General features: G+C 70.9%; 19 protein-coding genes. 3 read left to right on the top strand and 16 right to left on the bottom strand.

Annotation, left to right across the window (positions count from 1 at the left end):
* Positions 1-2 precede the first annotated feature (2 nt).
* The 3 genes from N555_RS0101990 to N555_RS0102000 form a co-directional block, all read right to left on the bottom strand.
* Entirely contained in the window at positions 3-1,079 is a 1,077-nt protein-coding gene (locus N555_RS0101990; RefSeq protein ID WP_029429832.1) for a phosphotransferase, read from the bottom strand.
* Entirely contained in the window at positions 1,076-1,918 is an 843-nt protein-coding gene (locus N555_RS0101995) for a mycofactocin-coupled SDR family oxidoreductase (protein ID WP_029429833.1), read from the bottom strand. The genes N555_RS0101990 and N555_RS0101995 overlap by 4 nt, the downstream gene beginning before the upstream one ends.
* A gap of 262 nt (positions 1,919-2,180) precedes the next feature.
* Positions 2,181-2,786, bottom strand: a complete 606-nt coding sequence (locus N555_RS0102000; protein WP_029429834.1) for an acyl-CoA-like ligand-binding transcription factor — start codon at positions 2,784-2,786, stop codon at positions 2,181-2,183.
* A 110-nt stretch (positions 2,787-2,896) separates the two neighbouring features.
* Here N555_RS0102000 and N555_RS0102005 point away from each other — a divergent pair, with 110 nt between their 5' ends.
* From N555_RS0102005 to N555_RS29205, 3 genes are all read left to right on the top strand, one after another.
* The gene (locus N555_RS0102005) at positions 2,897-3,724 is read left to right on the top strand and encodes a mycofactocin-coupled SDR family oxidoreductase (protein ID WP_029429835.1); all 828 of its coding nucleotides are present in this window, start codon (positions 2,897-2,899) and stop codon (positions 3,722-3,724) included.
* Positions 3,725-3,750: 26 nt separating this feature from the next.
* Positions 3,751-4,605 carry a mycofactocin-coupled SDR family oxidoreductase gene (locus tag N555_RS0102010; RefSeq protein WP_029429836.1) on the top strand — a complete coding sequence of 285 codons (855 nt, stop codon included), beginning with the start codon at positions 3,751-3,753 and terminating at the stop codon, positions 4,603-4,605.
* A gap of 619 nt (positions 4,606-5,224) precedes the next feature.
* Positions 5,225-5,530 (top strand): DUF4326 domain-containing protein, encoded by a 306-nt coding sequence (locus tag N555_RS29205; protein ID WP_081865903.1) that lies wholly within the window; start codon positions 5,225-5,227, stop codon positions 5,528-5,530.
* A gap of 151 nt (positions 5,531-5,681) precedes the next feature.
* Here N555_RS29205 and N555_RS0102015 read toward each other — a convergent pair whose 3' ends face one another.
* The 13 genes from N555_RS0102015 to N555_RS0102085 all read right to left on the bottom strand — a co-directional run bounded on the left by N555_RS0102015 (position 5,682) and on the right by N555_RS0102085 (position 23,805).
* Entirely contained in the window at positions 5,682-6,914 is a 1,233-nt protein-coding gene (locus tag N555_RS0102015) for an ABC transporter substrate-binding protein (RefSeq protein ID WP_081865904.1), read from the bottom strand.
* A gap of 522 nt (positions 6,915-7,436) precedes the next feature.
* Positions 7,437-8,312 carry a glycoside hydrolase family 43 protein gene (locus N555_RS0102025; RefSeq protein WP_029429838.1) on the bottom strand — a complete coding sequence of 292 codons (876 nt, stop codon included), beginning with the start codon at positions 8,310-8,312 and terminating at the stop codon, positions 7,437-7,439.
* Positions 8,313-8,370: 58 nt separating this feature from the next.
* Positions 8,371-10,020 (bottom strand): AMP-binding protein, encoded by a 1,650-nt coding sequence (locus N555_RS0102030; protein ID WP_029429839.1) that lies wholly within the window; start codon positions 10,018-10,020, stop codon positions 8,371-8,373.
* Between the two features lie 89 nt (positions 10,021-10,109).
* Positions 10,110-11,051: an NADPH:quinone oxidoreductase family protein gene (locus N555_RS0102035; protein ID WP_231502571.1), complete on the bottom strand. Its 942-nt coding sequence runs from the start codon at positions 11,049-11,051 to the stop codon at positions 10,110-10,112.
* 227 nt (positions 11,052-11,278) lie between these two features.
* Positions 11,279-12,178: an enoyl-CoA hydratase gene (locus N555_RS0102040; RefSeq protein WP_029429841.1), complete on the bottom strand. Its 900-nt coding sequence runs from the start codon at positions 12,176-12,178 to the stop codon at positions 11,279-11,281.
* A 185-nt stretch (positions 12,179-12,363) separates the two neighbouring features.
* Entirely contained in the window at positions 12,364-13,635 is a 1,272-nt protein-coding gene (locus tag N555_RS0102050; RefSeq protein WP_197028877.1) for an amidohydrolase family protein, read from the bottom strand.
* A gap of 323 nt (positions 13,636-13,958) precedes the next feature.
* Positions 13,959-15,371, bottom strand: coding sequence for an MFS transporter (locus N555_RS0102055; protein WP_051683569.1), 1,413 nt, complete (start codon positions 15,369-15,371; stop codon positions 13,959-13,961).
* A 110-nt stretch (positions 15,372-15,481) separates the two neighbouring features.
* The gene (locus N555_RS0102060) at positions 15,482-16,711 is read right to left on the bottom strand and encodes a family 1 glycosylhydrolase (protein ID WP_029429844.1); all 1,230 of its coding nucleotides are present in this window, start codon (positions 16,709-16,711) and stop codon (positions 15,482-15,484) included.
* Between the two features lie 192 nt (positions 16,712-16,903).
* Positions 16,904-19,120 carry a glycoside hydrolase family 3 C-terminal domain-containing protein gene (locus tag N555_RS0102065; protein WP_029429845.1) on the bottom strand — a complete coding sequence of 739 codons (2,217 nt, stop codon included), beginning with the start codon at positions 19,118-19,120 and terminating at the stop codon, positions 16,904-16,906.
* Positions 19,117-20,133, bottom strand: a complete 1,017-nt coding sequence (locus tag N555_RS0102070; RefSeq protein WP_051683571.1) for a Gfo/Idh/MocA family protein — start codon at positions 20,131-20,133, stop codon at positions 19,117-19,119. Before N555_RS0102070 ends, N555_RS0102065 begins: the two co-directional genes overlap by 4 nt.
* Complete coding sequence (locus tag N555_RS0102075) at positions 20,130-20,966, bottom strand: ATP-binding cassette domain-containing protein (protein WP_029429847.1); 837 nt, start codon at positions 20,964-20,966, stop codon at positions 20,130-20,132. The genes N555_RS0102070 and N555_RS0102075 overlap by 4 nt, the downstream gene beginning before the upstream one ends.
* A complete protein-coding gene (locus tag N555_RS0102080; RefSeq protein ID WP_034508340.1) occupies positions 20,963-22,867 on the bottom strand; it encodes a dipeptide/oligopeptide/nickel ABC transporter permease/ATP-binding protein in 1,905 nt (634 codons plus the stop codon). Before N555_RS0102080 ends, N555_RS0102075 begins: the two co-directional genes overlap by 4 nt.
* Complete coding sequence (locus N555_RS0102085; RefSeq protein WP_029429849.1) at positions 22,864-23,805, bottom strand: ABC transporter permease; 942 nt, start codon at positions 23,803-23,805, stop codon at positions 22,864-22,866. Before N555_RS0102085 ends, N555_RS0102080 begins: the two co-directional genes overlap by 4 nt.
* Positions 23,806-23,862: the final 57 nt, after the last annotated feature.

Below are 23,862 nucleotides of genomic sequence, written 5' to 3' on the forward strand. Positions count from 1 at the left end.
CGTCACCGCGTGGCCGCGGAGAGGACCTCGTGGTCCTCGGCCGCCGTACCGAGCCGGGTGAGCAGCTCGGTGGTGATCGGCGGGGCCACCCGGAGCGTGATGGCCCACAGGTAGAAGCCGTGCACGATGCCGCGCGTGATCAGCCGCCGTGCCTCGTCCTCGTCGGGGCGGTCGACCCCGCCGGCGGCGAGCCGGTCGAGGTAGTGCCGCAGCAGGTCGCGCTCGACCCCGCGCCGCACGTCGGCCGGCATCGTCGAGGCGATGTGGTACCCGACGTCGATGTACCACGGTCCGCGCTGCACGAGCTGCCAGTCGACCAGGCAGGGCCGGCCCTCGCCGTCGAGGAAGAGATTGCCCACGTGGGCGTCGCCGTGCATCACCGTCCACGGGGACGCGGTGACGGCCTCCTCGGCGACGACGGTGTACGCGTCGACCAGCCGTCGACCGTCGCGCACCGCGGTCGGGACGCCGGCCCCGATCGGCCCCTCGAAGTTGCCCTGGATCTCGGGGAGTCCGCGGCTGCGCAGCAGGTGCGGCAGCGAGCTGGCCAGCCACGGCGCGTCCGCCACGGCCGGGCTCATCCACGTCGCCGCGTGCAGCGTCGCGAACTGCTCGAGGCTCTCGGCGACCTGGTCGGGCGTGTAGGTGCTCAGCGGGTCGAGGAAGGAGCCGCCCCGGGCCTCGACGTCCTCGGTGATGACGATGCTGGCCCGCGTCGCGGGGTCCACGGCGGCGTAGACGGGCCGGAGCGTGCGGACGCCGGTGGTGGCAGCGAGAGAGCCGTAGAACATCGCCTCCGAGAGCCCGGCGGCCGACGCCTCCCCGTTGCCCATGTCGGAGAAGTAGCCCTTCACGCACAGGTCGCGGGGCAGCTCCTCGTCAGGTGCACCCGTGTACTCGATGCGGAAACGCGCGTTGCACGACACGCGGCTGACCACCGGCCCCGGAGTCACGTCGTGCACCTCGACGTCAGGGAAGCGGGTCCGCAGGGCGGACGTGAGCCAGCCCGGCGTCAGGACCTCGGCGAGGGTCTCGGGGATCGGCAGCGAGCCGACCGCGGACGCGGTGTCGGCGGTCACGGCGTCGTCACGCCGGCGTCGACGGGCAGCGTGATCCCGGTGACGGCACGGGCAGCGTCGGAGACCAGCCACAGGATGGCGTTGCTGATGTCGTTGGGGTCGAGGATCTGGATGGGCAGCAGCCGGGGCTGGGTCTCGAGCATCGCCTCGCCGCCCCGGTAGAACTCCTCGAACTGGGGGTTGATGACCATCGGCGTCGCGACGCCCATGGGGTGGACCGTGTTGACCCGGATGCCGTGCTTGCCCAGCAGTTTCGCGTAGCCCCGCATCAGGCCGATGACGCCGTGCTTGGCCGCGGTGTAGGCCGCCATGCCGCCGGTGCCGTCGTGCATCCCGTTGAGTCCGGCGGTCGAGCTGGTGATCACGATGGAGCCGCCGGCCCCGCCGTCGACCAGCACCGGCGCCGTGACGCGCACGGTGTTGTAGACCCCGCTGAGCATCACCCCGATGCCGTCGTCCCAGGCGGCCGCGGCCTCGTCGATGCTCTGCTCGCCCCGGGCGGTGATCAGGATGCCGGCGTTGGCCAGCACGATGTCGATCCGTCCGAACTCGGCCACCGCCTGGTCGGCGGCGCGCTGCATGGCGTGGATGTCACGGACGTCGGCGACGATCGGCAGGCAGCGCCGGTCCTCCTTCTCCACCAGGGCCACGGTCTCGTCGAGGTCCTCGCGGCTCGCCATCGCGTAGGACACCGTCGGGATCTGGTCGGCGATGTCCACCGCGACGATGTCGACGCCCGCTCGGGCCAGCGCCAGCGCGTGCGACCGCCCCTGCCCTCGAGCGGCACCCGTGATGAAGGCGACCTTGCCTTCGAGGCCGTTGCTCTTCAGCTGATCCATCCCCAGGTCCACCTTCGATTGTGTCGTAGAACACAGACAAGGCAAACCATAGAACGTCATATCCCCGAAGGGAAGGAGCACCTTCCGCACGACCACTCGTCAACGGCCTGACGCCCGGTTCAGCCCTCGTCCGGTATCAGCCGCGGTTCGGTGGCGAGGTCGTCCACGAACGCCTCGACGTCGCCGGTCTCTGTGCGGCACCCAGCAGGTCCTCCAGAGCCCTGTCGCGAACAGGAGCCACCTCGCACCAGAGCCGTGCAGCTCAGCGCTCGACGGGTTCCCGTGGCAGGAGGAGGACGAGCACGTCACGTAGGGCGTCTTCCAGCTCTGAGCCCGGATGGGTGATCCAGTGTTCGTGCGCGGCGAGGGTGGCGGCGAGCACGGCATGTCCGGCGGCCCGGGCGAACAGGTCCTCGCCCGGGAAGCGTCCGGCGACGTACTCGGTCGCGATGCTGCGCCAGCCCGCGAACACCACCGCCGCCTGCGCCTGCAGCGCCGGTACGGACAAGATCAGCTGAGCCCGCTGCAGAGCCCACTCCCGGTCCCCGGGCGCCACCCGCAGCGCGGTGGTCACCCCCCGGACCAGCGCGGTGCGGTAGTCCTCCCCCTCGCACGCGGACGCCAGCTCGCGCCGCAACACCTCGAGCTCGGACGCCGACTCGGCGAACAGGACGTCGACCTTCGCCCGGAAGTAGCGGAAGAAGGTGCGCCGGCCGATGCCCGCGGCCGCGGCGATGTCGTCGATGCTCGTCCGCTCGAACCCCCGCTCGAGGAACAGCCGCTGGGCCACAGCAGCCAACTCGTGCGCCGTGGTCACCGCCGGCCGTCCGCCGAGGTCCCGCTCCCCTGCACCCCGCGCGGCCGTCACGCAGCGATCCTGCCCCACACCCCCCTGGCGCCCCCTTTCGGCACTGGGTGCCATAACCTCGGCGGTGACCGGCGTCACCGGGGCGCCGTCGACCGAGGAGGAGATCCACGATGGCCCGACTCGAAGGCAAGGTCGCCTTCATCACCGGCGCAGCTCGCGGCCAGGGCCGCAGCCACGCGGTCCGCCTGGCCCAGGAGGGCGCCGACATCATCGCCGTCGACGTCTGCCAGCAGGTCGAGACGGTTCCCTACCCCACTGCCACGTCCGAGGACCTGGCCGAGACCGTCCGTCAGGTCGAGGCCCTGGACCGGCGGATCGTCGCCGCCGAGGTCGATGTCCGCGACCTCGCCGGCCTGACGAAGGTCGTCGACGACGCCGTCGCCGAGCTCGGCCGGCTGGACATCGTCCTGGCCAACGCCGGCATCTCCACCCCCGCCTCCACGCTGGAGATGGACGAGGAGACCTGGCAGACCATGATCGACGTCAACCTCACCGGTCAGTGGAAGACGATCAGAGCCGCCGTGCCGCACATCGTCGCCGGCGGCCGCGGCGGCTCCGTGGTGATCACCAGCTCCCTGGCCGCCATCTACGCGAACCCGAACACGGCGCACTACTCGGCCGCGAAGGCCGGGCTGGTCATGTTCGCCAAGGTGCTCGCCAAGGAACTGGCGCCGCAGAACATCCGGGTCAACACCATCCACCCGACCACGGTGGCCACCGACATGATCCTCAACGACGCCACCTACCGGCTCTTCCGGCCCGACCTGGAGAACGCGACGCGTGCGGACTTCGAGGAAGCGGCCCTCACGTTGAACGCCCTCCCGGTCCCGGCCATGGAGGCCGTCGACATCTCGAACGCCGTCCTCTACCTGGTCTCCGATGACGGCCGCTACGTCACCGGCACCACCCACGTGGTGGACGCCGGCGGACAGCTCTGAACCGACACCCACAGAGAGGAACAGTCATGGGTCTGCTCGAGGGGAAGACGGTCCTGATCACCGGCGGGGCACGCGGTCAGGGCCGCGCGCACGCGCTCGCCTCAGCGCGGGAGGGCGCCGACGTCGTCATCGTCGACATCGCCGACCAGATCGGCACGGTCCCCTACGCGATGGCCCGCGAGGCCGATCTCGCGGAGACCGTCCGCCAGGTCGAGGCGCTGGATCGGCGGGCGCTGAGCCTGGTCGCCGACGTCCGGTCCCAGGCACAGATGGACCAGGCGGTGGCCAGCGGCATCGCCGAGTTCGGCCACATCGACGCCCTCATCGCCAACGCCGGCATCTGGACGCAGGGGCAGTTCTGGGAACTCACCGACGAGCAGTGGCAAGACATGCTCGACGTCAACCTCACCGGCGTCTGGCGCTCGGCGAAAGCCGTCGCGCCGCACATGATCGAGCGCCAGGCCGGCTCCATCGTCCTGATCTCGTCGGTCAACGGCCTCGAGGGCGGCCCGACCTTCGCCCACTACACCGCCGCCAAGCACGGCGTCGTCGGGCTCATGCGCACCATCGCCCTGGAACTCGCACCCCACGGCATCCGGTGCAACACCATCCATCCCGGTGCGATCCGCACGCCGATGACCGATCACCAGGGCGCCTGGGACATGTTCGCGGGGCATCCCGGCGGTACCGAAGCCGACATGATCGAGGGCGGCTACCACTACGGCGCCCTCAAGGGGACGACGTTCCTGCCTCCCGAGGTCATCGCCAACGCCGCGCTCTACCTCAACTCCGACCTCGCAGCGGCCGTCACCGGGGTCACCCTGCCCGTCGACGCCGGGCACCTGGTCCTGCCGGGGGTGAACGGCGCGCCGGTGCGCTGAGCGATCCAGCGGGCCAGATCCGTGACGGCGTGATCCCAGGTCGGCTCGTGGCGCCTCCACTGCGAGGTGGCGCCACGTCGACGCCGTCAGGGACCCCACGGAAGGTGAGGTCCGTCCTGGTTCTCCGACTCCCGGCGTACTCCGCGGCGACATGCCGGTTCCGTCGACGACGGACTCGTCGCCAGACTCGGATCCGTGGAGCGTGTGGGTGGCAGCGGGCCGAGATCGCCATCGCTGCAGGTCAGAGCAGTGCTTGCTCCCCCGACTGGACTCGAACCAGTAACCCTGCGAGAACGCGCCGGGCCCATTTGTCCGTGTTGGGTGGAATTGGCTGGCGATGAGAGCGCAGCTCGCTTCGCGTGTCGCGAGTTAACCAACGTTGATTGAGAAGTGGAAATTACGGTTGATTGATCGTCGTAAGTGCGTCGCAGTCGCGGGCGAGCGGGCTCCTGAACTCGCCCCTCGGATCCACCCGAGTGACGCGCAGCCACTGAGAAGCCGACGGCCTCTCGTTCTCCTCCAGTTGGCCTCCAGAACGGTCACACCCTTGCGGTAGGCACGGCCTCTGTTGGCGGCGCGAGCCGCTGGGGTGACAGCCGACCAGAGGGGGCGATGACCCATGCCGATCGACGCCGAGGAACCGAGGACCGGCCGCGCGGCTCCTCACCAGCCACTACGTCGGCTGCCAGCGCCGCCCGCGGGTGACCACACGGGCGCGGACTACTTCCAGCGAAGTGCGTCAGCACGCATCCGGCCGAGCCGCGTCCGGGGATGGCGTAAGCCGGTCGGTGCCGTGGTCGTGGCTCGTCCCACCCGCTGGGGCAACCCATTCCGCGTCGGCGAGACGTACATGTGGCTGGCGGCGACTGGCACGTCTCTTCGTCAGCTTTGCCGGAGGACAGCACGGGCCGAGTGCCCGACCTAGCACGCGCCGGCTTGTGCCGTCCGGTCTCGGGTATCCCACAGGCCCGGCCGGTCCGTGGCGGACCGGCCGGGCAGTGCGCGGGGACCGCGCGGTCCGCCGGCGTCGCGTCAGGAATGCGCGGTACGGCGGCGGACCGGGTGGCGCTGCGCCGTCAGTTGATCGGTGCGCCGCAGAACGGCTCACCGTCGTTCAGCGGGACGAAGCCGTCACCCTCGAGCTGCAGGTAGAACAGGCACGTCTCGTCGTAATCGTTCGTGGTCTGCGGGACCGGGATCGGGTAGAGGCCGTTGGAGTCCCAGTCGTCGGTCTCCTGCAGGGTGGAGATCAGGCCGGCCTGGTCGGCGTCACAGCCGGCCTTCTCGAGGCCGTAGAGGAGCAGATCGGCGCCGAACCAGCCCTGGCTCTCGTAGAAGCCCGGGATACCCGACTCGTTGCCCTGCTCCTGCAGCGCCGCGCTCAGCTCCTGGGTCGCGGGGGTGTCGTTCTCGACCGGTACGAAGGAGTTGGAGAAGATCACGCCCTGGCCGATGTCGACGGCGACGTCGGAGCCGAGCAGGTCGGCGCCGTAGCCGGTCGGCGAGGTGAAGACGCCGTCCCAGCCGGCCTGGCGCAGGCCGGCGACCAGCGCGAGCGACGTGTCGAAGTTGATCGTCGTGTAGACCGCGTCGTCACCGGACTCGAGGATGCCGAGGACCAGCGGGCCGACGTCGGTGCTGCCGAACTGGACGCTGTTGTTCGTGTACCCGACCTCCAGACCGGCCGCCTCCATCGAGGCGAGGCCGACCTCGAGGCCCGCCTGCGAGCTGGGGCTCACGTACGCGATTCCGGCGACCTTCGTGGCACCCTGGTCCCTGAAGAAGGTGCCGGGGATTTCGGTGACCGTTCCCAAGTCCGGCACAAAGGCGGAGTTGAACATGTTGTCGTCGGTGGCCGTCCACTCCGGCGCGCCGTCCCAGGCCCCGCCGAAGACCGGCACGTCGCTGGCCTGACCGGTCACGTAGGGCGAGGCGCCGTAGAAGAAGGCGCTGACGTTGATCATCGCGAAGACGTCGTCCTGCTGGACGAGCTTCTGCGTCCCGGCCAGGGCGCCCTGGGCCGACGACGTGTCGTCGGCCTGGACGATGTTGATCTCGACGTCCTTGCACTCGCCGTCGTAGGAGTCGAACCGCGCCTGAGCGCCGCGGATGGAGCCCGCCGCCGCCGCCGCGCCAGGGCCGCTGAGCGAGGTCAGGATGCCGACGTCCACCGGCCCGTCCGCGCGGGTGCCGCCACTGTCGCCGCCACCGCCGCTGCTGCCCGAGTCCTCGTCGTCACTGCCGCACGCCGACAGCACCAGCGCGACCGAGCACGCGATGCCGACCGCTGCCATTCCTCTTCTGCGCATGCCTTGGAGCTCCTATCGGAACGAAGGTTGTCGAACGATCGCGGGACCGCCTGGCGCACCATGCACCGCGGATCGGGCGTCGAGCCGGCACTACCGAGGCCGTAGTAACGCGTGTTACGCGGAGCACGAACGTAGCAGCGAACTTGAGCCCCCTCAAGCCCCCGGTGCAGGTAGCCGCGGACGTCGACGGGTGAGACTGGGCCGCGGAGCGCCTCCCCGGAAACACGGTGAATTTCCTGGAGACCGCCGATGACGGCGCAGCCGTGTCGAGCGTCCAGGTACGCGGGTGCACGCGGATCACGGCGTCGTACTGACGTTCCAGCGCCGTCGCTCGGTCGGTCGAGGGCTCGATCGAGGTGACGTCGGCATCCGTCGGCTCCAGGTCTGCTGCGATCGCGATCGGTCTCAGGAAGGTGTTGCCGGGCGCGTCCCGGCTGCAAAGCACGCTGCCGGTACGCGCGCTCACCTCGACCGAGTGGAAGGCCGTGCACAGCACGTCGACCACCTACTGAGGCCGCCCGGTCAGTCAGCGCGGTGGAGGTCGTCGGTCAGCGGGACGAACGTCGCCCGCTCGTGCGGTGTCGTGTTGGGGCTGTGCAGCGTGAGCCAGAGGCGCCCGTCGAACGTGCGGAACGCCATGCCGTGCCCGCCGTCCTCACCCCAGACCGGCTGGGAACGCTGGCGCCAGGGACCGACAACCGTGCCGGACTCCGACTCGGCGACGCCCATCGCGTAGCCCTGCTCGCCGAAGCTGGACCAGAGCATGAGCAGTGCGCCCTCCTGGGTGCGGTGCAGGAACGGGCCGTCGGTCACGAATGCCGGGCCGCCGGCGTGCTCCCCGAAGGACCTCGCCCACGGGGCCGCGGAGCCGCGGAAGAGCACGACCGGGTCGCCGACCGCGGTGTGCAGGTCCTCGGACAGCCGCACGGCGCAGACCTCGCCGTCCGAGCACTGCATCCACTCGTGGCAGAAGACCATCCACGGCTGCCCGTCCTCGGCGACGTGCAGCGTCCCGTCCAGGCACAGCCACTCCGGCGGCGTGACCGGGCCGTCGGACCAGGGCACGTACGGCCCCTCCGGCCGGTCGGCGACCAGCACCTGGGTGCCCCGGCGGTCACCGGCCGGCACGCCGAAGGTCGCCAGCAGGTACCACCGGCCCCGGTACGGGTGGCACTCCGGCGCCCAGAACTGGGTCGAGGACCAGAAGTCCTCGGGCGGCCGGAACGCCTCGATCGGCCCCTCCCAGACGGCCAGGTCGGTGCTCCGGTAGCAGTCGAAGCCCTTTCCCGGACCGGCCCAGATGTCGGCGTCCGTGCTGCCGAACAGGTAGTAGGCGCCCTCATCGGGTTCCGCCAGCACGTAGGGGTCCCGGATCTGGATTTCGTCCAGCCGCGGCATCAGGCACCTTTCCTCGAGGAGTCGAACGGGGTCATCGATCGTTAGCTGATCTCATCCGTCACCGGTCCTGGACCTCCCCGCGACGCCGCTGCCGGAGGACGAAGCGCTGGATCTTGCCGCTGGGGGTCTTGGGCAACTCCGGCACGAAGTGCACCGTGCGCGGGTAGGCGTGCGCGGCGAACTTCTGCTTGACCAGCTGCTTGAGTTCCTCGGCCAGGTCGTCGTCGCCCTCGTCCCCCGCCCGGAGAACGACGAAGGCCTCGACCACCTCGCCACGCAGGGCGTCGGGAGCGCCGACGACGGCGGACTCCACGACCCTGGGATGCGTCACCAGGACGCTCTCGACGTCGAAGGGACCGATCCGGTAGCCGGCCATGATGATCACGTCGTCGTCTCGGGAGGAGAAGGCGAAGTACCCGTCCTCGTCGACGCTCCCGGCGTCCCCGGTCAGGTACCAGGCGCCGTCCTCGGTGAACCGCTCGGCGGACTTCTCCGGCGCATCGGCGTAACCCGAGAACCACATCAGCGGGCTCTCGGCGACCCGGATGGCGACGCGCCCCACCTGCCCAGGCGCTGCCACCTCGGTGCGTTCGTCGTGCAGGACGGCGGCCGACCAGCCCGGCAGCGGCCGCCCCATCGAACCGGGGCGAACAGGGGCGTAGACGCCCTGGCCCCAGCCGTTGGCGATCACCATGCCGTGCTCGGTCTGCCCGTAGTGGTCCCGGACCGGTACGCCCAGGTGCTCCTCGGCCCATGTGATGACCTCAGGGGTCAGCGGCTCGCCTGCCGAGGACATCCGGCGCAGCTGCAGGCCATCGGGGACGGGCGCCCCGTCGGCGTTCAGCGCGCGGTAGACCGTCGGCGCAGCGGCGAAATTCGTGACCCCGAACGCCTGGATGACCTGCCAGGTGAGCGTTGGGCTGAAGCCGGCGTGCAGCAGCAGGCTGCGGACGCCGGCGGCCAGCGGTCCCAGCACGGCGTAGTACAGCCCGTACGCCCAGCCAGGGTCCGCGGCGTTCCAGAACACGTCGTCGGCGGACACGTCCAGACCGAACTCGAGGTAGGCCTGGAAGGAGGCCAGGGCCTTGACGGGCACCGGCACGCCCTTGGGGTTTCCGGTGGTCCCGGAGGTGAAGAGCAGGACAAGCGGGGCGTCCCCGCCTACGGCGACCGGAGCCCCCGCGGGATCGTCGGAGGCGTGACCCGCGACCAGCTCAGCGAAGGACAGTTCGTCGCCTTGGGGAGCGCCGCCCACGACGATGACGCGCCACCCCCGGTCGGCAGGCATGTCGGGGCGTGACGACAGCTTGGTGCGCTGGTCGGCGTCGGTGACGACCAGTCGCGCGCCGCTGGCCTGGAGCCGCAGGGCGATCGCCGGCCCGGCGAAGGCGGTGAACAGCGGGACGTGTACCGCACCCCGCCGCCAGATCCCGAGCAGCGCGACCACGAGTTCGGCGGACTTGCCCATCAGCACGGCCACGCGGTCGCCGGGGCCGATGCCGATGTCGGCGAGGGCCGCTGCGAACCGGGCGGACTCGCGCTGGAGGTGGCCGTAGGTCAGGTCGTGCGCCGACAGATCGGCCTCGATGACGGTGATCGCCACCGCGTCGGCCGGGTGCCGGTCGCACAGCAGCGTCGCGGCATCGGCGTCCGGGGTGTCGTACGTCGCCAGCAGCTCCGCGATGCGGTCGTCGATGGTGGTGGACATGGGGGCTCCTGCGCTCGTGAAGTGAGAGGGGGTGATCACGGGACCAGCCTCGGGGGCTTCCCGCAGCGGACGCCTGCCGGAACGCGAGTTCACGTGGTGGTGATGCCATGTCCATGGATGCGGATGAGCAGCCTGCCGACGGCTCTGCGTTCGTCCATCGTGCGGATAGCCGCGGCAGCGTCCTCCAGGTCGAAGACCGACCCGATCGGCGGGTCGACGGCCCCGGACTCCATCAGCGGCAGCAAATCCTGCCACTGCTGGCCGACGAAGCCGGGCTGCGTGTGCCAGAACTCCTCGGAAGCAGCACCGAGCACCGTTGTGTTGGTCAACAGCAGTCGGTTGACCTTGACCGTCGGAATCGCACGTCCGGTGAAGCCGATGACGATGAGACGGCCCTCGGTGGCGAGGGAGCGCAGCGAGTCGGTGAAGCGGTCGCCGCCGACCGGGTCGACCACGACGTCCACGCCCCTGCCGCCAGTCAACCGACGCACCTCGTCCCGGAAGCCGTCGACCGGCAGGACCTCGTCCGCTCCCGCCCTTCGGGCGACCTCCGCCTTGTCCGGGGTGGAGACGACGGCGAGTACTCGCGCGCCGCGAGCGGCGGCGAGTTGGCAGGCAGCTGTCCCGACACCGCCGGCGGCGCCGTGCACCAGGACCGTCTCCCCCGCGACCAGCCGGGCCCTGCGGTGCAGTGCGAAGTCGGCGGTCAGGTAGTTCAGCGGGATCGCCGCCCCCTTGTCGAAGGGGACAGCGTCAGGGAGCGGGAAGACCATCTCGGTGTCGACGGCGACCGTCTCGGCGAAGCCGCCGATGACCGGCATGGCGGCGACCCGGTCGCCGGCGCGGAACCCGCCGGCGTCCTCGCGGACCACGCCGGCGACTTCCCAGCCCGGAATGAACGGCAGGTCGGGCCGCATCTGGTAGTCGCCACGGGTCTGCAGGACGTCGGGGAAGACCACTCCCGCGTAGTGGACATCGATGCGTACTCGGCCGGGCGCCGGCTCCGGTTCGGGCACATCCCTGATCTCCACGGCATCCGGACCTGTCAGGGCAGTGATGACAGCGGCACGCACGAGATTCCTCCGAGGTGGTCGATCGCTGACGATGTCCGTCGAGAGGTCACGCAGCCACGCGAAGTTCGGTCGGACGACCGGTCCCTCGGTGGCCAGGCACTGCCCCTCCTACCGGCCCTCACCGGTCTGCTGGAGCCGGAGGACGCCCGGGACGTCGTCCACGGTGGGACGCGCGACGGTCTCGCTCACCCCGGGGCGCCGTTGGCCGCCGCCGTGGCCGGGGGGCCGGTGATGGCCCCGAGGATGCCGTCCTCGGCCTTGCCGACGGCGTGCCGGTCCTCGTGCACCCAGGCCCAGTGGGCGTGGTTGAGCTCGTGCAGCGTCAGGCAGGCCTTGAGCGCGTTCTGGAAGCCCATGTTGTCGACGGACTGGTTGACCGACTCCTTGGCCAGCAGCGCCGCCATGGTGGGCAGCTGCGCGATCTTGCGGGCCAGGGCCAGCGCACCCTCGGCGAGCTCGTCGGCGGGGAAGACCTTGCTCACCATGCCGAGCTTGTGGGCCTCTTCGGCGTCGATCGAGTCGCCGGTGAGCAGGAGCTCCTTGGTCTTGCGCGGGCCGAACTCCCACGGGTGGGCGAAGTACTCCACCCCGCACATGCCCAGCCGCTGCCCGACCACGTCGGAGAACTGGGTGCCCTCCGCGGCCACGATCAGGTCGCACGCCCACGCGAGCATCAGGCCCGCGGAGATCACGTTGCCGTGCACCTGGGCGATGGTGATCTTGCGCAGGTCCCGCCAGCGGGCGGTGTTCTGGAAGTAGTAGTGCCACTCCTGCAGGTACAGCTTCTCCGCACCCTGCCGCGTGCCACCGTCGATCGTCACGCTGTGGTGCTGCGAGGGGCCCGGCATCCACTCGGCGATCGACTGCTTGGACCCGGTGTCGTGGCCGGCGGAGAACACCGGACCCTCGGCGCCCAGGATGATCACCCGGACCAGGTCGTCCATCTCGGCCGCCCGGAAGGCGTCGTCGAGCTCGACGAGCATGCCGCGGTTCTGCGCGTTCCGCTGCTTGGGCCGGTTCAGGTTGATCCGGACGATCGTGCCCTCGTCCAGCGGCTCGTAGGTGATGAACTGGTAGTCGGCCATCCGTGCTCTCCGCCTCTCCGCCCGGCGCCGTCGCCGGGGTGGGTCCGATCAGGGGGAACTGCTGCGGACACGACGGAGGCGCCGGCCGGACGGCCGTGCTCGTCCGGCCGGCGCCTCAGGTCGTGTATGGCCCCGTCCCGGGGTTCACCCCGAGGCTGCAAGGGGCGAGAAGGACGGGTCCTAGCTCAGGCGGCGATGACCTTGTCGTCGGCGGCGAAGCCGAAGAGCTTGTTCAGGTTGCCGCCCATGACCTTGGCCTTGTCCTCGTCGGAGAGGCCCTCGAGCTCGTTCATGTACTCGATCGGGTCGTGCAGGCCCTCGGGGTGCGGGTAGTCCGAACCGAAGACGACGTTGTCGACGCCCATGGCCTCGATCACGCCGACCACGTCCTCCTCGAAGAAGGGGTGCAGGACGATCGACCGCTTGAGCGCGACGGTCGGGTCCTCGTCGAAGGCGCCCGGGTTGCGGCCGTACACCTTCGCCATGGTGGCGAGGAGCGGCTTGAGCCAGGAGCTGCCGTTCTCCACGGGCATGAACCGGAGGTCGGGGAACCGGGTCGCCAGGCCGTGGCCGACGATCGAGGTCACCGTGTCCTTGATGCCGCGATAATCGGCTGACACCAGCGCGTGGAAGCCCGAGGTCTTGGCGAAGGCCAGGAACTCGCCCTGGCGGCCCTCCCACTCGTTCATGTAGCGCTGCTGGCCGTCGTCGGAGGAGTGCATGCCGACGATGAGGCCGGCCTCGTTCACCCGCTCCCAGAACGGGTCGTACTCCGGCAGCGCGAAGGAGCGGCGGCGGCCGTTGTAGCCGGGCACCGGAGCCGGGCGGATGAGGATGGCCTTGGCGCCGCGCTCCACGACGTAGTCCAGCTCGGCCAGCGCCTTGTCCAGGACCGGCAGGGTGATGACCGGGGTCGGGAAGATCCGGTTCTCGTAGTTGAAGGTCCAGTGCTCGTGCATCCACTCGTTGAGCGCGTGCACCATCACGTGCGTGGCGTCGGGGTCGTCGGCCATGCGCTCCTCGAGCAACGATGCCAGCGTCGGCCACATCACCGCGCGGTCCAGGCCCAGTTCGTCGAGGACCATCAGCCGGTCGGCCGGGTTGAAGAACGCCGGCGGCGACTCGATGTACTTGGGCGGCATGCCCGCGATGGAGCTGCGCTCCTCGTTGGTGACCTCGCCGAACGAGGTCTTATTGGCGACCGGCTTGTGCTTCGACGAGGGGTTCTTGGCGCGGAACTCCAGCTCGAGGGCCCCGGGAGGCGCGACCTTGTTGAAGGTCGGGTTCGGGATGTACTCGCTGATGACGTTGCGCAGCGCGATCTTGGTGCGGCCGTTGACCTGCACGTACTTGACCAGGCCCGCGTACTCCGCAGGGAGGTACTTGGTGAAGGCGTCGGTGGTCTCGTAGAAGTGGTTGTCGGCGTCGAACACCGGGAAGTCGAGTCGTCGGGCCACGAGGCCTCTCCTCATTCGTCGGATCGGGCGCGGCCGGACTGACGCGGCCCTGGGGTAACGCGCGTTACGCAGTCGCCGTGGCCGAACGTAGCAGCGAGCCCGAGCCACCTCAAGCCCTGAGATCGATAGTTCGACAACGACGGATTCGTCCGGCCCATCCCGGTAGCAGCATCCTGCGCTGCGTCCTCGGGCGGGCCCGTCCCAACGCCCCTGAGCGATCGCTCCGGCGTGCACATCCACAACGGCGCGCACGGAGCCCGGTCGGCGGCCGCGTCGAGATCGGCGGCGGCCGCTTCGGGCGCCCGGCGCGGGACACAGGCGGGTCAGGAGCCGCTGTCGCCGGGGATCCGAGGCGGCGCGGAGTGCGGTGCCGCTGGCTTGCTCGTGTCCTGCATGCGAACGAGCACGAGGGTCGCGGCCAGCGAGCAGGCCGCGGTCAACAGGAAGACGAGGGCGAACGGGCCGTCGTCGGTCGCGTCGCCGGCCAGCGCGGTGAACAGTCCGATGCCGATGACGGCACCGACCTGGAAGCCCGTCTGCTGGAGGGAGGCGGCCAGGCCGACGTCCCGCTCGTCCACCGCCGAGCCCTGAGCCGACAGCAGCGAGGGATTGAGGTGTCCCACGGCGTATCCGCTGAGTGCGATCGCGATCGCCACGACGACCAGCGAGGACACCAAGCCGCCCACCGCCATCACGGCAAGGGCCAGGGTCAGGGCGATCCCGGCCATCAGGGCGACGCGGCGCTCACCGAAGCGCATGGCCGCCCGGCCGGCGGTGGGGGCGGCGAGCACGATCGAGAGCGCCCGAGGCACGGTGAGCAGTGAGGTCACCGCTGCGGTGAGCCCCAGCACGCCCTGCAGGTAGAGCGGGGTGACGACGAAGTTCCCCATGTAACCGGCGCCGACGAGAACGGTCGCACCGGTGATGACCCGGACGTTGTGGGAGCCCAGCACGCGCACCGGAAGCAGTGGCGAGACCGCGCGCCGCTCGACGAGGACGAGCACCCGGAGGGCGAGCGGCGCGATCACCAGGCACGCGACCGGTACCGGCGACCACCCCCAGACGGCTAGCCGGTTGATGCCGAAGGTGAGCGTGAGGGTGGCGACCGCGAGCGCCAGGGCACCGGGAACATCCAGGGATGAGCGGGCCCGCTTGCCCGGGTCGGCCGGCGTGACGATCAGGGAGAGGATCAGCGCCCCGGCGCACAACCCGACCTGGCCCACGAAGATGGCACGCCAGCCGACCAGGTCCACCAGTGGCCCGCCCACGACCACGCCGATGACCGCCGCGGCCGAGGTGGTGGCGCCGATCCGGGCGCTGGCCCGGACCCGCTGGCCGGGCGGGCTCGCGCGGAAGAGCATCGCCACGGCGGTCGGCACCGTGGCGGCCGCGCCGGTCTGGGAGAGGGTGCGGGCCATGATGAGGCTCGTCGCGTTCCACGCCAACGCGCTGCCGAGTGCGAACACCATCGCGATGACGATCCCCACCAGGTACACGCGCCGGTGACCGTAGATGTCGCCCAGCCGGCCGAACAGCGGCGTGCTGACAGCGGCGGCGAGCAGCGGAGCGGTGGTGACCCAGACGACCGTGGAGGGCAGCGCGTTCAGGTCCTCCGCGATCGGTTGCACGGCGATCGTGAGGATCGTCGACGGGAAGCTCGTGGTGAAGAGCCCGAGCAGGAGCGCGGCGGTGATCCACCCGGTCCCACGATGGGTCTCCTCGCTTGAAGCCTGCACGTGGCGCTCCCATCGGTACGGCCGGGGGTGGTGACGGATCGTGGATCGGATCGCGCCGCGCTCCCGGTTCTTCCCTTGCGGCCGCGGTGTTCGGCGCACAGAGCGACCGCTCAGGAATCCAGGACGCCGCCGCGACGGGCGACGTCGCCCAACCACGCGAGGCTCGGTTTGGGCTTGCGCTCGAACGTCTCCCGGTCCACCGCGATGAGGCCGAAGGTGGGCTCCCAATGGCCCCACTCGTAGTTGTCCAGAGCCGACCAGTGCAGGTAGCCGCGGACGTCGACGCCCTCGTCGGCGGTGACGAGGAGGCCACGCAGGGCCTCGCGCGTGTACGCGATCCGACGGGTGTCGTCGGCGGTGGCGATGCCGTTCTCCGTCACCAGGACCGGCACGCCCCCGGTCACCTCCCAGCTGTGCCGGATCGCCATGCCGAGCGCGTCCGGCCGGAAGGCGGTGCCGACCTGCGTGTTGTCCGGATGCTGCGGGGTCGGCACCAGACCGTTCGCGTCCACCTCCTGCGTGGAGTACGCCTGCACCCCGACGAAGTCGTCCCCGCGGGCAGCCTCGAAGTACAGGTCCTCGCGGACGTAGCGCTCCTCGATCAGCTTCTGCTCTCCACCCGGCGCGGCGGTGTACGCCCCGGCGGCGACCGTCCAGCCGACCGCGGCGTCGGTTCGCTCTCGCACGATGCTGCGGGCGGCGGCGTGGACGTCGGCCAGCCGGCGGCCGATCTCCGGGTCCGGCGCCGGCAGCACTGCCGGCCGCCCCGTCCCCTGGCCCCCTTCGCCCTCGCTCTCGACCGTCGGGCTCTGCCACTCCGCCAGCTCCCCGGCCTCGACCGCGCGGGCGAGCGTCACCATCATCGCCAGCATGTTGGGCTCGTTGAACGTCGCGACGTAGGGGACGCCGTCGAGGATCCCGGTGGCCGCCTGCACGTAGGAGACGAAGCGATCGAGTGCCTTCTCCCCGGTCCAGCCACCTTCCTCGGCGAACCACCGCGGCACGGTGAAGTGGTTCAGCGTCACCACCGGGGCGAGGCCCAGCTGCAACGCGGTGTCGATCATCCGCCGGTAGTGCGCCAGCTCTGCGCGCGACACGTGGCCGGGGTCGGGTTCGATGCGCGCCCACTCGATGCCGAAGCGGTACGCGTTGAGCCCTGCGTCGGCGAGCAGCCGCATGTCTTCGGCGTAGCGGTGGTAGCTGTCGCACGCATCGCCGCTGCGCTCCATGCCGGGCATCAGCCGCTCCGTGGCCCACCAGTCGCTGTTGAGGTTGTTGCCCTCGATCTGGTGCGGTGCCGTGGCCGCGCCCCACAGGAAGTCGGGGGTCGGTCGCCTCATCTGTGGATCCTCACTGTCTCGGTGTCGTTGGATCGAGTCGAGCCGCGAGGCGAGGCGCACGGCGACGGCGAGGAGCCGGATGTCCGCCGGTGACCCGGGTCCGCTCGGATGGAGGCGCCGTTGAGGTCACCGTCCGACCCGCAGGACCGTCAGTGGAAGCCGGCCGCGATGTGGTCAGTGAGCACGGGCCCGTCAGGAGGCCGCTGTCCCTGGAGCAGCCGCGGGCGGCGCGGCGCCGTCCCGGCCGCCGCCGAAAGCGCTCAGCCGGCCGACGGGGATGGACCCCATCGTCTGGGCCACGTCCATACCGAGGGCCTCACCGGCCGAGGCGAGCAGCGGCAGGATCGACGCCCTGGCTTCGGGGTCCGCCAGCACCTCATCCAGAGTGCTCTCCCCGGTGATGGGAGGGCGGAACCCGTCCCCGATCACGCCGACGAGCGCGGTGGCGCGCAGGTCGCGGCTGGACACCCCGGCCGACACCTCGTACTCCCCCGGCTCGAGGACCCACCGCTGTGCCTTCGGGTGCCAGTAGGCCAGATCCGCGCGGCGCAGCAGCGCCGACACCCGCCGGCTCTCCCCCGGCTCCAGGACCACTGCGGCGAAGCCCTTCAGTTCACGCAGCGGCCGCCGCACCGCCGATCCGGGGACACCGACGTAGAACTGCACGACCTCCCGCCCGGCCCGGGCCCCGGTGTTGGCTACGGTGACGGTGGCGGTGATGCCGTCGTCCGAGGCGCCCAGGTGCAGGTCGGTCACGTCGAAGGTCGTGTAGGACAGGCCGTGGCCGAAGGGGAACGTCACGTCGATGCCACGAGCGTCGTACCAGCGATGCCCGACGTGCACGCCCTCGCTGTAGCGGTGCGCGGAGAACTCGCTGGGGAAGTCCAGGTAGGCGGGCACGTCCTGCAGCCGCTGAGGCACCGTCTCGGCGAGCTTGCCCGAGGGGTTGACCGCGCCCACCAGGACGTCGGCCAGCGCCGCTCCCCCGCCCTGCCCGATCAGCGCGCCGTCCACGATCGCCGGCACCAGGTCCACCACCGGCGCCAGCCGGACCACCCCGCCATGGGACAGCACCAGCACGGTGCGCGGCTGCACGGCGGCGACTTCCCGGACGAGCGCGACCTGGTCGGCGGGGAGCTCGATGTCCTCGCGGTCGAAGCCCTCCGACTCCTGCTCTTCCGCCAGCCCGATGAACAGGACGGCGACGTCGGCGGCGCGGGCGGCCTCGACGGCCTCCGCCCGCAGCGCGTCGGGGTCCCCCGATCCGTCGGTGGTGAACCCGCGCGTGGAGGCGACGGGTCCGCCGTGGCGGGCGCGCAGCTCCTCGAGGGGGACGTCGAGGCGGGTGGGGTTCACGTGCGAGCTGCCCCCGCCCTGGTAACGCGGCAGCTCGGCGAACTCCCCGATCACCGCCACCGAAGCATCGGGCGCCAGGGGCAGCAGGGCCGATCCGTCCACGGGGTCGTTCTCCAGCAGCACCACACACCGCGCGGCCACCTGGCGGGCCAGCTCGTGGTGGGCGTCGGCGTCGAAGGCCACTCCCGGGCGGCGGCCGGCGGCCACCTTCGCCGCGAGCTCCGCGACGGTCCGGCCGGCGCGCTGCAGCGACGCCGCGGGCAGCCCGCCCTCCTCGACCGCCGTGACCAGGCCGGCGTCGCCCCCCGGATCGGGGCCGGGCATCTGCAGGTCCAGGCCGGCCGCGACGGCCGCGACGCGGTCGGCGACGGCGCCCCAGTCGCTGACCACCACCCCGTCGAAGCCCCACTCACCGCGCAGGACGTCGGTCAGCAACGACCGGTCCTCGGTCGCGTAGACGCCGTTGACCTTGTTGTAAGCGGCCATCACCGTCCATGGCTGCGCGTCCTCCACCACCCGCTGGAAGGCGCGGAGGTAGATCTCGCGCAGTGGCCGCTGCTCGACGTCGGAACTCGCCCGCATGCGGTCGTGCTCGGCCTCGTTGCCGGCGAAGTGCTTCAGCGAGGTCCCCACGCCCTCGCCCTGCACGCCGCGCACCCAGGCGGCCGCCAGGGTCCCGGTCAGCACCGGGTCCTCGGAGAAGTACTCGAAGCTGCGGCCGCCGCGGGGGTCCCGCTTGATGTTCACCCCCGGGCCCAGCAGCACCCCCACGCCGTGGGCCTGCGCCTCCCGGCCCAGCGCCGCACCGACCTCGGAGGCGAGCTCCGGGTCCCACGACTGCGCCAGCCCCACCGCCGGGGGGAAGCACGTCGCCGGCTCGCTCGCCGCCAGCCCCAGATGGTCCGGGGACGCGACCTGCTTGCGGATACCGTGCGGCCCGTCGGTCAGCCAGAACGACGCCGCACCGTCCGCCTCCTTCGTCGTCCAGAACGACGCCCCGCTCGTGAGGGCCGCAGCCTCCTCGAGGCGGCGACCGGCGTCGGGCGTGGTCATCGGGCGACGTCCTCTCCGGCGCTGGGCGCCGCGGTGCGGGTGAGCTGCGAGCGGATCTCGTCGAGAGTGCGGAACACGGACAGGGTGTCCGCGACCGTGTGCACGGGATGCTCGGTCAGGCCCGCCTCGATCGCCTCCACCACCTCGCGCATCATCGGCACGTAGCCGTTGCCCTCCCGGGGCAGGTCCACCGCTTCCGGTGTCACGAAGATCGCCTCGAGGGAGCCCGCGCGGACCTGCAGGCTCGTCGTCGCCCAGAAGGGAGGCGAGAGCACGATCCATCCCTTCGGACCGCTGACCGACGCGGACAGGTCGGTGAACTCCGTCATGGACGTCGCGCACTGGGCAAAACGGCCCTGGGAGAACTCGAGAGTCACGTGGTGGGCGAGGTCGACCCCGTCCGGCCGGACGACGCCGCCGGCATGCAGGGACTGCGGCTCGCCGAAGAGGGCGTGGGCAAGCGTGACCGGGTAGATCCCCTGGTCCAGCAGCGCCCCGCCGCCGGGGCCGGCTTCGAACCGGGTGCCCATGTCCTCCGGGAAGGGGATGCCGAAGCCCGCCCGCAGGCTCCGGGGCTCGCCGATCCGGCCCTCGGCGATCTCCTGCCGGAGCCGCCGGAAGACCGGGTTGAACTTCATCCACATGGCCTCCATGAGGAAGACCCCACGGTCGGCGGCCAGCGCGAACAGGTCGGCGGCTTCGGCTGCACTGGTGGCGATCGGCTTCTCCACCAGCACGTTCCGGCCGGCGAGCAGCGCCTGCCGCGTCATCGCATGGTGGGTGGCGATCGGTGTGGCCAGATAGATCGCGTCGATCGAGTCGTCCGCGACCACCGCTGCGTAGTCCCCGGTGGACCGGGGGATGCCGAACTCGGCGGCGAAGGCCGCCGCCTTCTCCGGGTCCCGGCTGTGCACGATCGTGACCTCGACGCCCTCGCACGCCATGAGGTCCGGCACCGCACTCCGGGAGATCGTCCCCGTGCCGACGACGGCCCAGCGCTGCGGACGGCTCACGCCGAGGCCGCCGCGGACCGGGCCAGCCGGCGGGCCTCACGCCGCTCCCGCTGCCGATCCGGGTCGGCCGTGGGCGAGGCGAGCAGGAGATTGCGGGTGTAGTCGTTGCTCGGGCTGGTCGTCACCGCGGCCGTGTCCCCCGTCTCGACCAGTTCGCCGCGGTACATGACGGCGATGCGGTGGCTGACGTGCCGGACGACGGCGAGGTCGTGGGTGATGAACAGGTACGCCACACCGGTGCGACGCTGGATGTCTATGAGCAGATCGAGCACGCGCGCCTGTGTGGACAGGTCCAGCGCCGACACCGGCTCGTCGCACACGATCAGCCGCGGCTCCAGCGCCAGCGCACGGGCGATCGCCACCCGCTGACGCTGCCCGCCGGAGAACTCGCGCGGGTAGCGGTGCAGGGCGTCGACGGGCATGCCGACCTGGTCCAGCAGCCGGCCGACCGACGTCCGCGCCTCTGCCGGATCGGTCCCCTGGGCGATGAGGGGCTCGGCGAGGATGTCGGCGATCGTCAGGGTCGGGTTCAGCGACGTGTACGGGTCCTGGAACACCACCTGGATGTCGCGGGCCAGCGACCGGCGCTGCTTCGGCCCGAGATGCGTGATGTCCCTGCCGTCGAAGGTGATCGTCCCGGCGGTGGGGGTGGCCAGCCCGAGGATGGCCCGGCCCAGGGTGGTCTTGCCGGAGCCCGACTCCCCCACCAGGCCCAGGGTGTCCCCCGGTGCGATCTCCAGCGAGACTCCGCGCAGCACCTCCGGCGTCTTGGACCGCCAACCCCGCGACGGATAGCTCAGCCGCAGGTTCCGGACCTCCAGCAGGGCGGTCATCGTGCCCCACCCTTGGTCAGCGCTGGCGCAGTCGTTCCGGTGGAGGTGGGGGTGGGGTCGGTGCGCACGGTCTCCTCGTCCAGGATCGCTCCGATCAACTGCTGGGTGTACGGGTGCTGCGGCGCGTGGAAGATCGACCGGACGTCACCGCCCTCGACCAGTTCCCCCTCCTGCATGACCAGGACCCGGTCGCACAGGTCGGCCACGACCCCGAAGTTGTGCGTGACCAGCAGAACGCCCATGTGGAACTCGTTCTGCAGGTCGCGCAGCAGGTCGAGGATCTCCGCCTGGACGGTGACGTCGAGGGCGGTGGTGGGCTCGTCGGCGATCAGCAGCTTCGGCCGTGGCGCGACCGCGCCGGCGATGAGCGCCCGCTGCGCCATGCCCCCGGAGATCTGGTGGGGGTAGCTCTTGAAGGTGCGCCGGGGGTCGACGATGCCGACCCGGTCCAGGAGGTCCAGCACCGTCTGCTCGGCCTCCCGCTTCGGGATCCCACGCAGGCCCTCGACGAGCTGGCTGCCGATGGTGAAGGACGGGTCCAGGTTCGCCATCGGCTCCTGCGGGATGTAGGCCAGGACCGACCCGCGGAGCTTGCCCATCCCGCCCGGCCCCAGGCCCTGGAGGTCCTGCCCGTCCACCCGGAGCACGTCGGCGGTCACCCTGGCCTGCCGTGGCAGCAGCCCCAGGATCGAGAAGGCGGTCTGGGACTTGCCCGAGCCCGACTCGCCGACCAGACCGACGATCTCGCCGGCTGCGACGTCGAGCGAGACGCCCTTGACCACGTCGCGCACAGAGCCGTCGACCTGCGGGTAGCCCACGCGCAGGTTGCGCACGGCCAGCAGGGCCCCGCCTGCGGACTCCGCTGCGGCGAGAGCAGCGACGGTGGCGGTGGCGGCGCTTCCCACCGACGGTGCATGGTCGCCTGCGGTGACGTCCTGGGGCAACACGTCGCCAGGGGCGGACGGCGAGGCCGCAGCCGGTCGCCGCTTCGCCCGCCGGCCGCCGGGCGCGACCGCACCCTGGGGGGCTGCAAGGACGTCGCGGTAGGCGTTGCCCAGCAGCACCAGCGAGCCGGTGAGCAGCGCCAGGAACAGGGAGGGCCAGACCATCTGCACCGGCTTGACGTAGATGTTGCCGAACGCGTCGGCGGTCATCGCGCCGAAGCTCACCTGCTGGCTGGAGCCGACGCCCAGGAAGGCGAGACCGGCCTGCACGCCGATGGCGGCAGTGCCCAGGAAGGCCGCAGTGATGATGATCGGTCCGCGGACGACGTAGAGCACGTGCCGGGAGAGGATCCGCCGGTTCGACAACCCCGCCACCCGCGCAGCATCGACGTAGAGCTCGTTGCGCACGCCGACGACGAGGTTGCGGACGAGGCGGAAGAGCCCCGGGGCGAGGAACACCCCGAAGATCACCATCGTCACCTTGTAGGAGCCACCGGTCACCGGCTGCAGGACCAGGATCAGGATCAGCGCCGGGAAGGTCATGAGCAGCTCGAACACCCAGGACAGGGTCGCGCCCGTCCGCTTCCCGATGTAGCCGGCGATCAGGCCGAAGACGGTGCCCAGCACGACCGCCACCCCGGCGCCGATGAGGGCGGAGGCGACGGACACGTTGATCGAGGAGAGGACCCGGGCCCAGATGTCGCGCCCGAACTGGTCGGCGCCCAGCAGGTAGCCGGGCTCACCGACGTCGGCGTTGACCTTCTGGAGGTTGGCGAGAGCCGAGTCGTGCTGGCTGAGAACGGGTTCGAGCAGCCCGAGCACGATGATCGCCACCAGCACGAGCAGGGCGCCGATGCCGAGTGGCTTGCGCAGCAGCCGCCGCCAGGCACCTCTGCGCGGCCGGACTGCGGTCTCCACGACCGGTGCCGTGGCGGTGTCGACGTCGGGAACGGTCACGCGAGCCTCGCCTTCGGGTTGAGCCAGCCCTGGGCCAGATCGACGAGCAGGTTGACGATGACCACGAGCAGGACGCCGAAGACGGTCACGCCCAGCAGAGCGGGCAGGTCTCCCTGCAGCGTGGCGTTGAAGGCGTAGGAGCCGTAGCCGGGCAGGGCGAAGATCTTCTCGACGAACAACGCGGCACCGAAGATCGAGATGAACTGCAGGGAGAAGGTCGTCAGCGCCGGACCTGCCGCGTTGCGCAATGCGTGCTTCAGCAGCAGCGACCGCTCCGACACCCCGCGGGCCCGCAGGGTGCGGACGTATTCGCGGTCCAGCTCGTCGATCAGGGATCCGCGGACCTGCGCGGCCAGAGCCGCGATCCCACCGATCGACAGCACGATGGCGGGCAGGATCACCGACGAGAACCAGGCCCGCGGGTCGTCGGCCAGCTTCGTGTAGCCCGTGGCCGGCACCCAGCGCAGCTCGATCGCGAACACGTAGACCAGCGCGATGCCCAGGATGATCCCGGGGAAGACGAACGAGATCGTCGAGATGCCCTGCAGCAGGTTGTCCAGCCACCCCCGGCGGGCGGCGGAGGCGATCCCCAGCGCGGTGCTGGCGAGCAGGGTGATGATCATGGCGACGACCACCACCGACAGGGTGACCGGCAGCCGGCTGGTCAGCGCGTCGGTGACGTCCTGGCCGCTGAAGTAGGACTTGCCCAGATCACCGTGGAAGAGGCCACCCAGCCAGTCGGTGTACTGCTCCCACAAGGGCTTGTCCAGGCCCAGCCGGGCATTGAGGATCGCGATCTGTTCATCGGTCGCCTGGGGACCGAGGATGTTGCGGGCGACAGGGATGTCGGCGGTGTACGTCAGGGCGAAGGTGATACCGGTGACCAGGAACACCAGCACGATGCCGGCACCCAGACGGCGGAACAAGTAGGGCAGCATGACGACCTCCAGCCGGCGGTGCGGCGCGGGGCCAGGGGCCCCGCGCCGCACCGGGAA

The sequence above is a fragment of the Blastococcus sp. URHD0036 genome (genome assembly GCF_000701365.1).
Classification (GTDB): domain Bacteria; phylum Actinomycetota; class Actinomycetes; order Mycobacteriales; family Geodermatophilaceae; genus Trujillonella.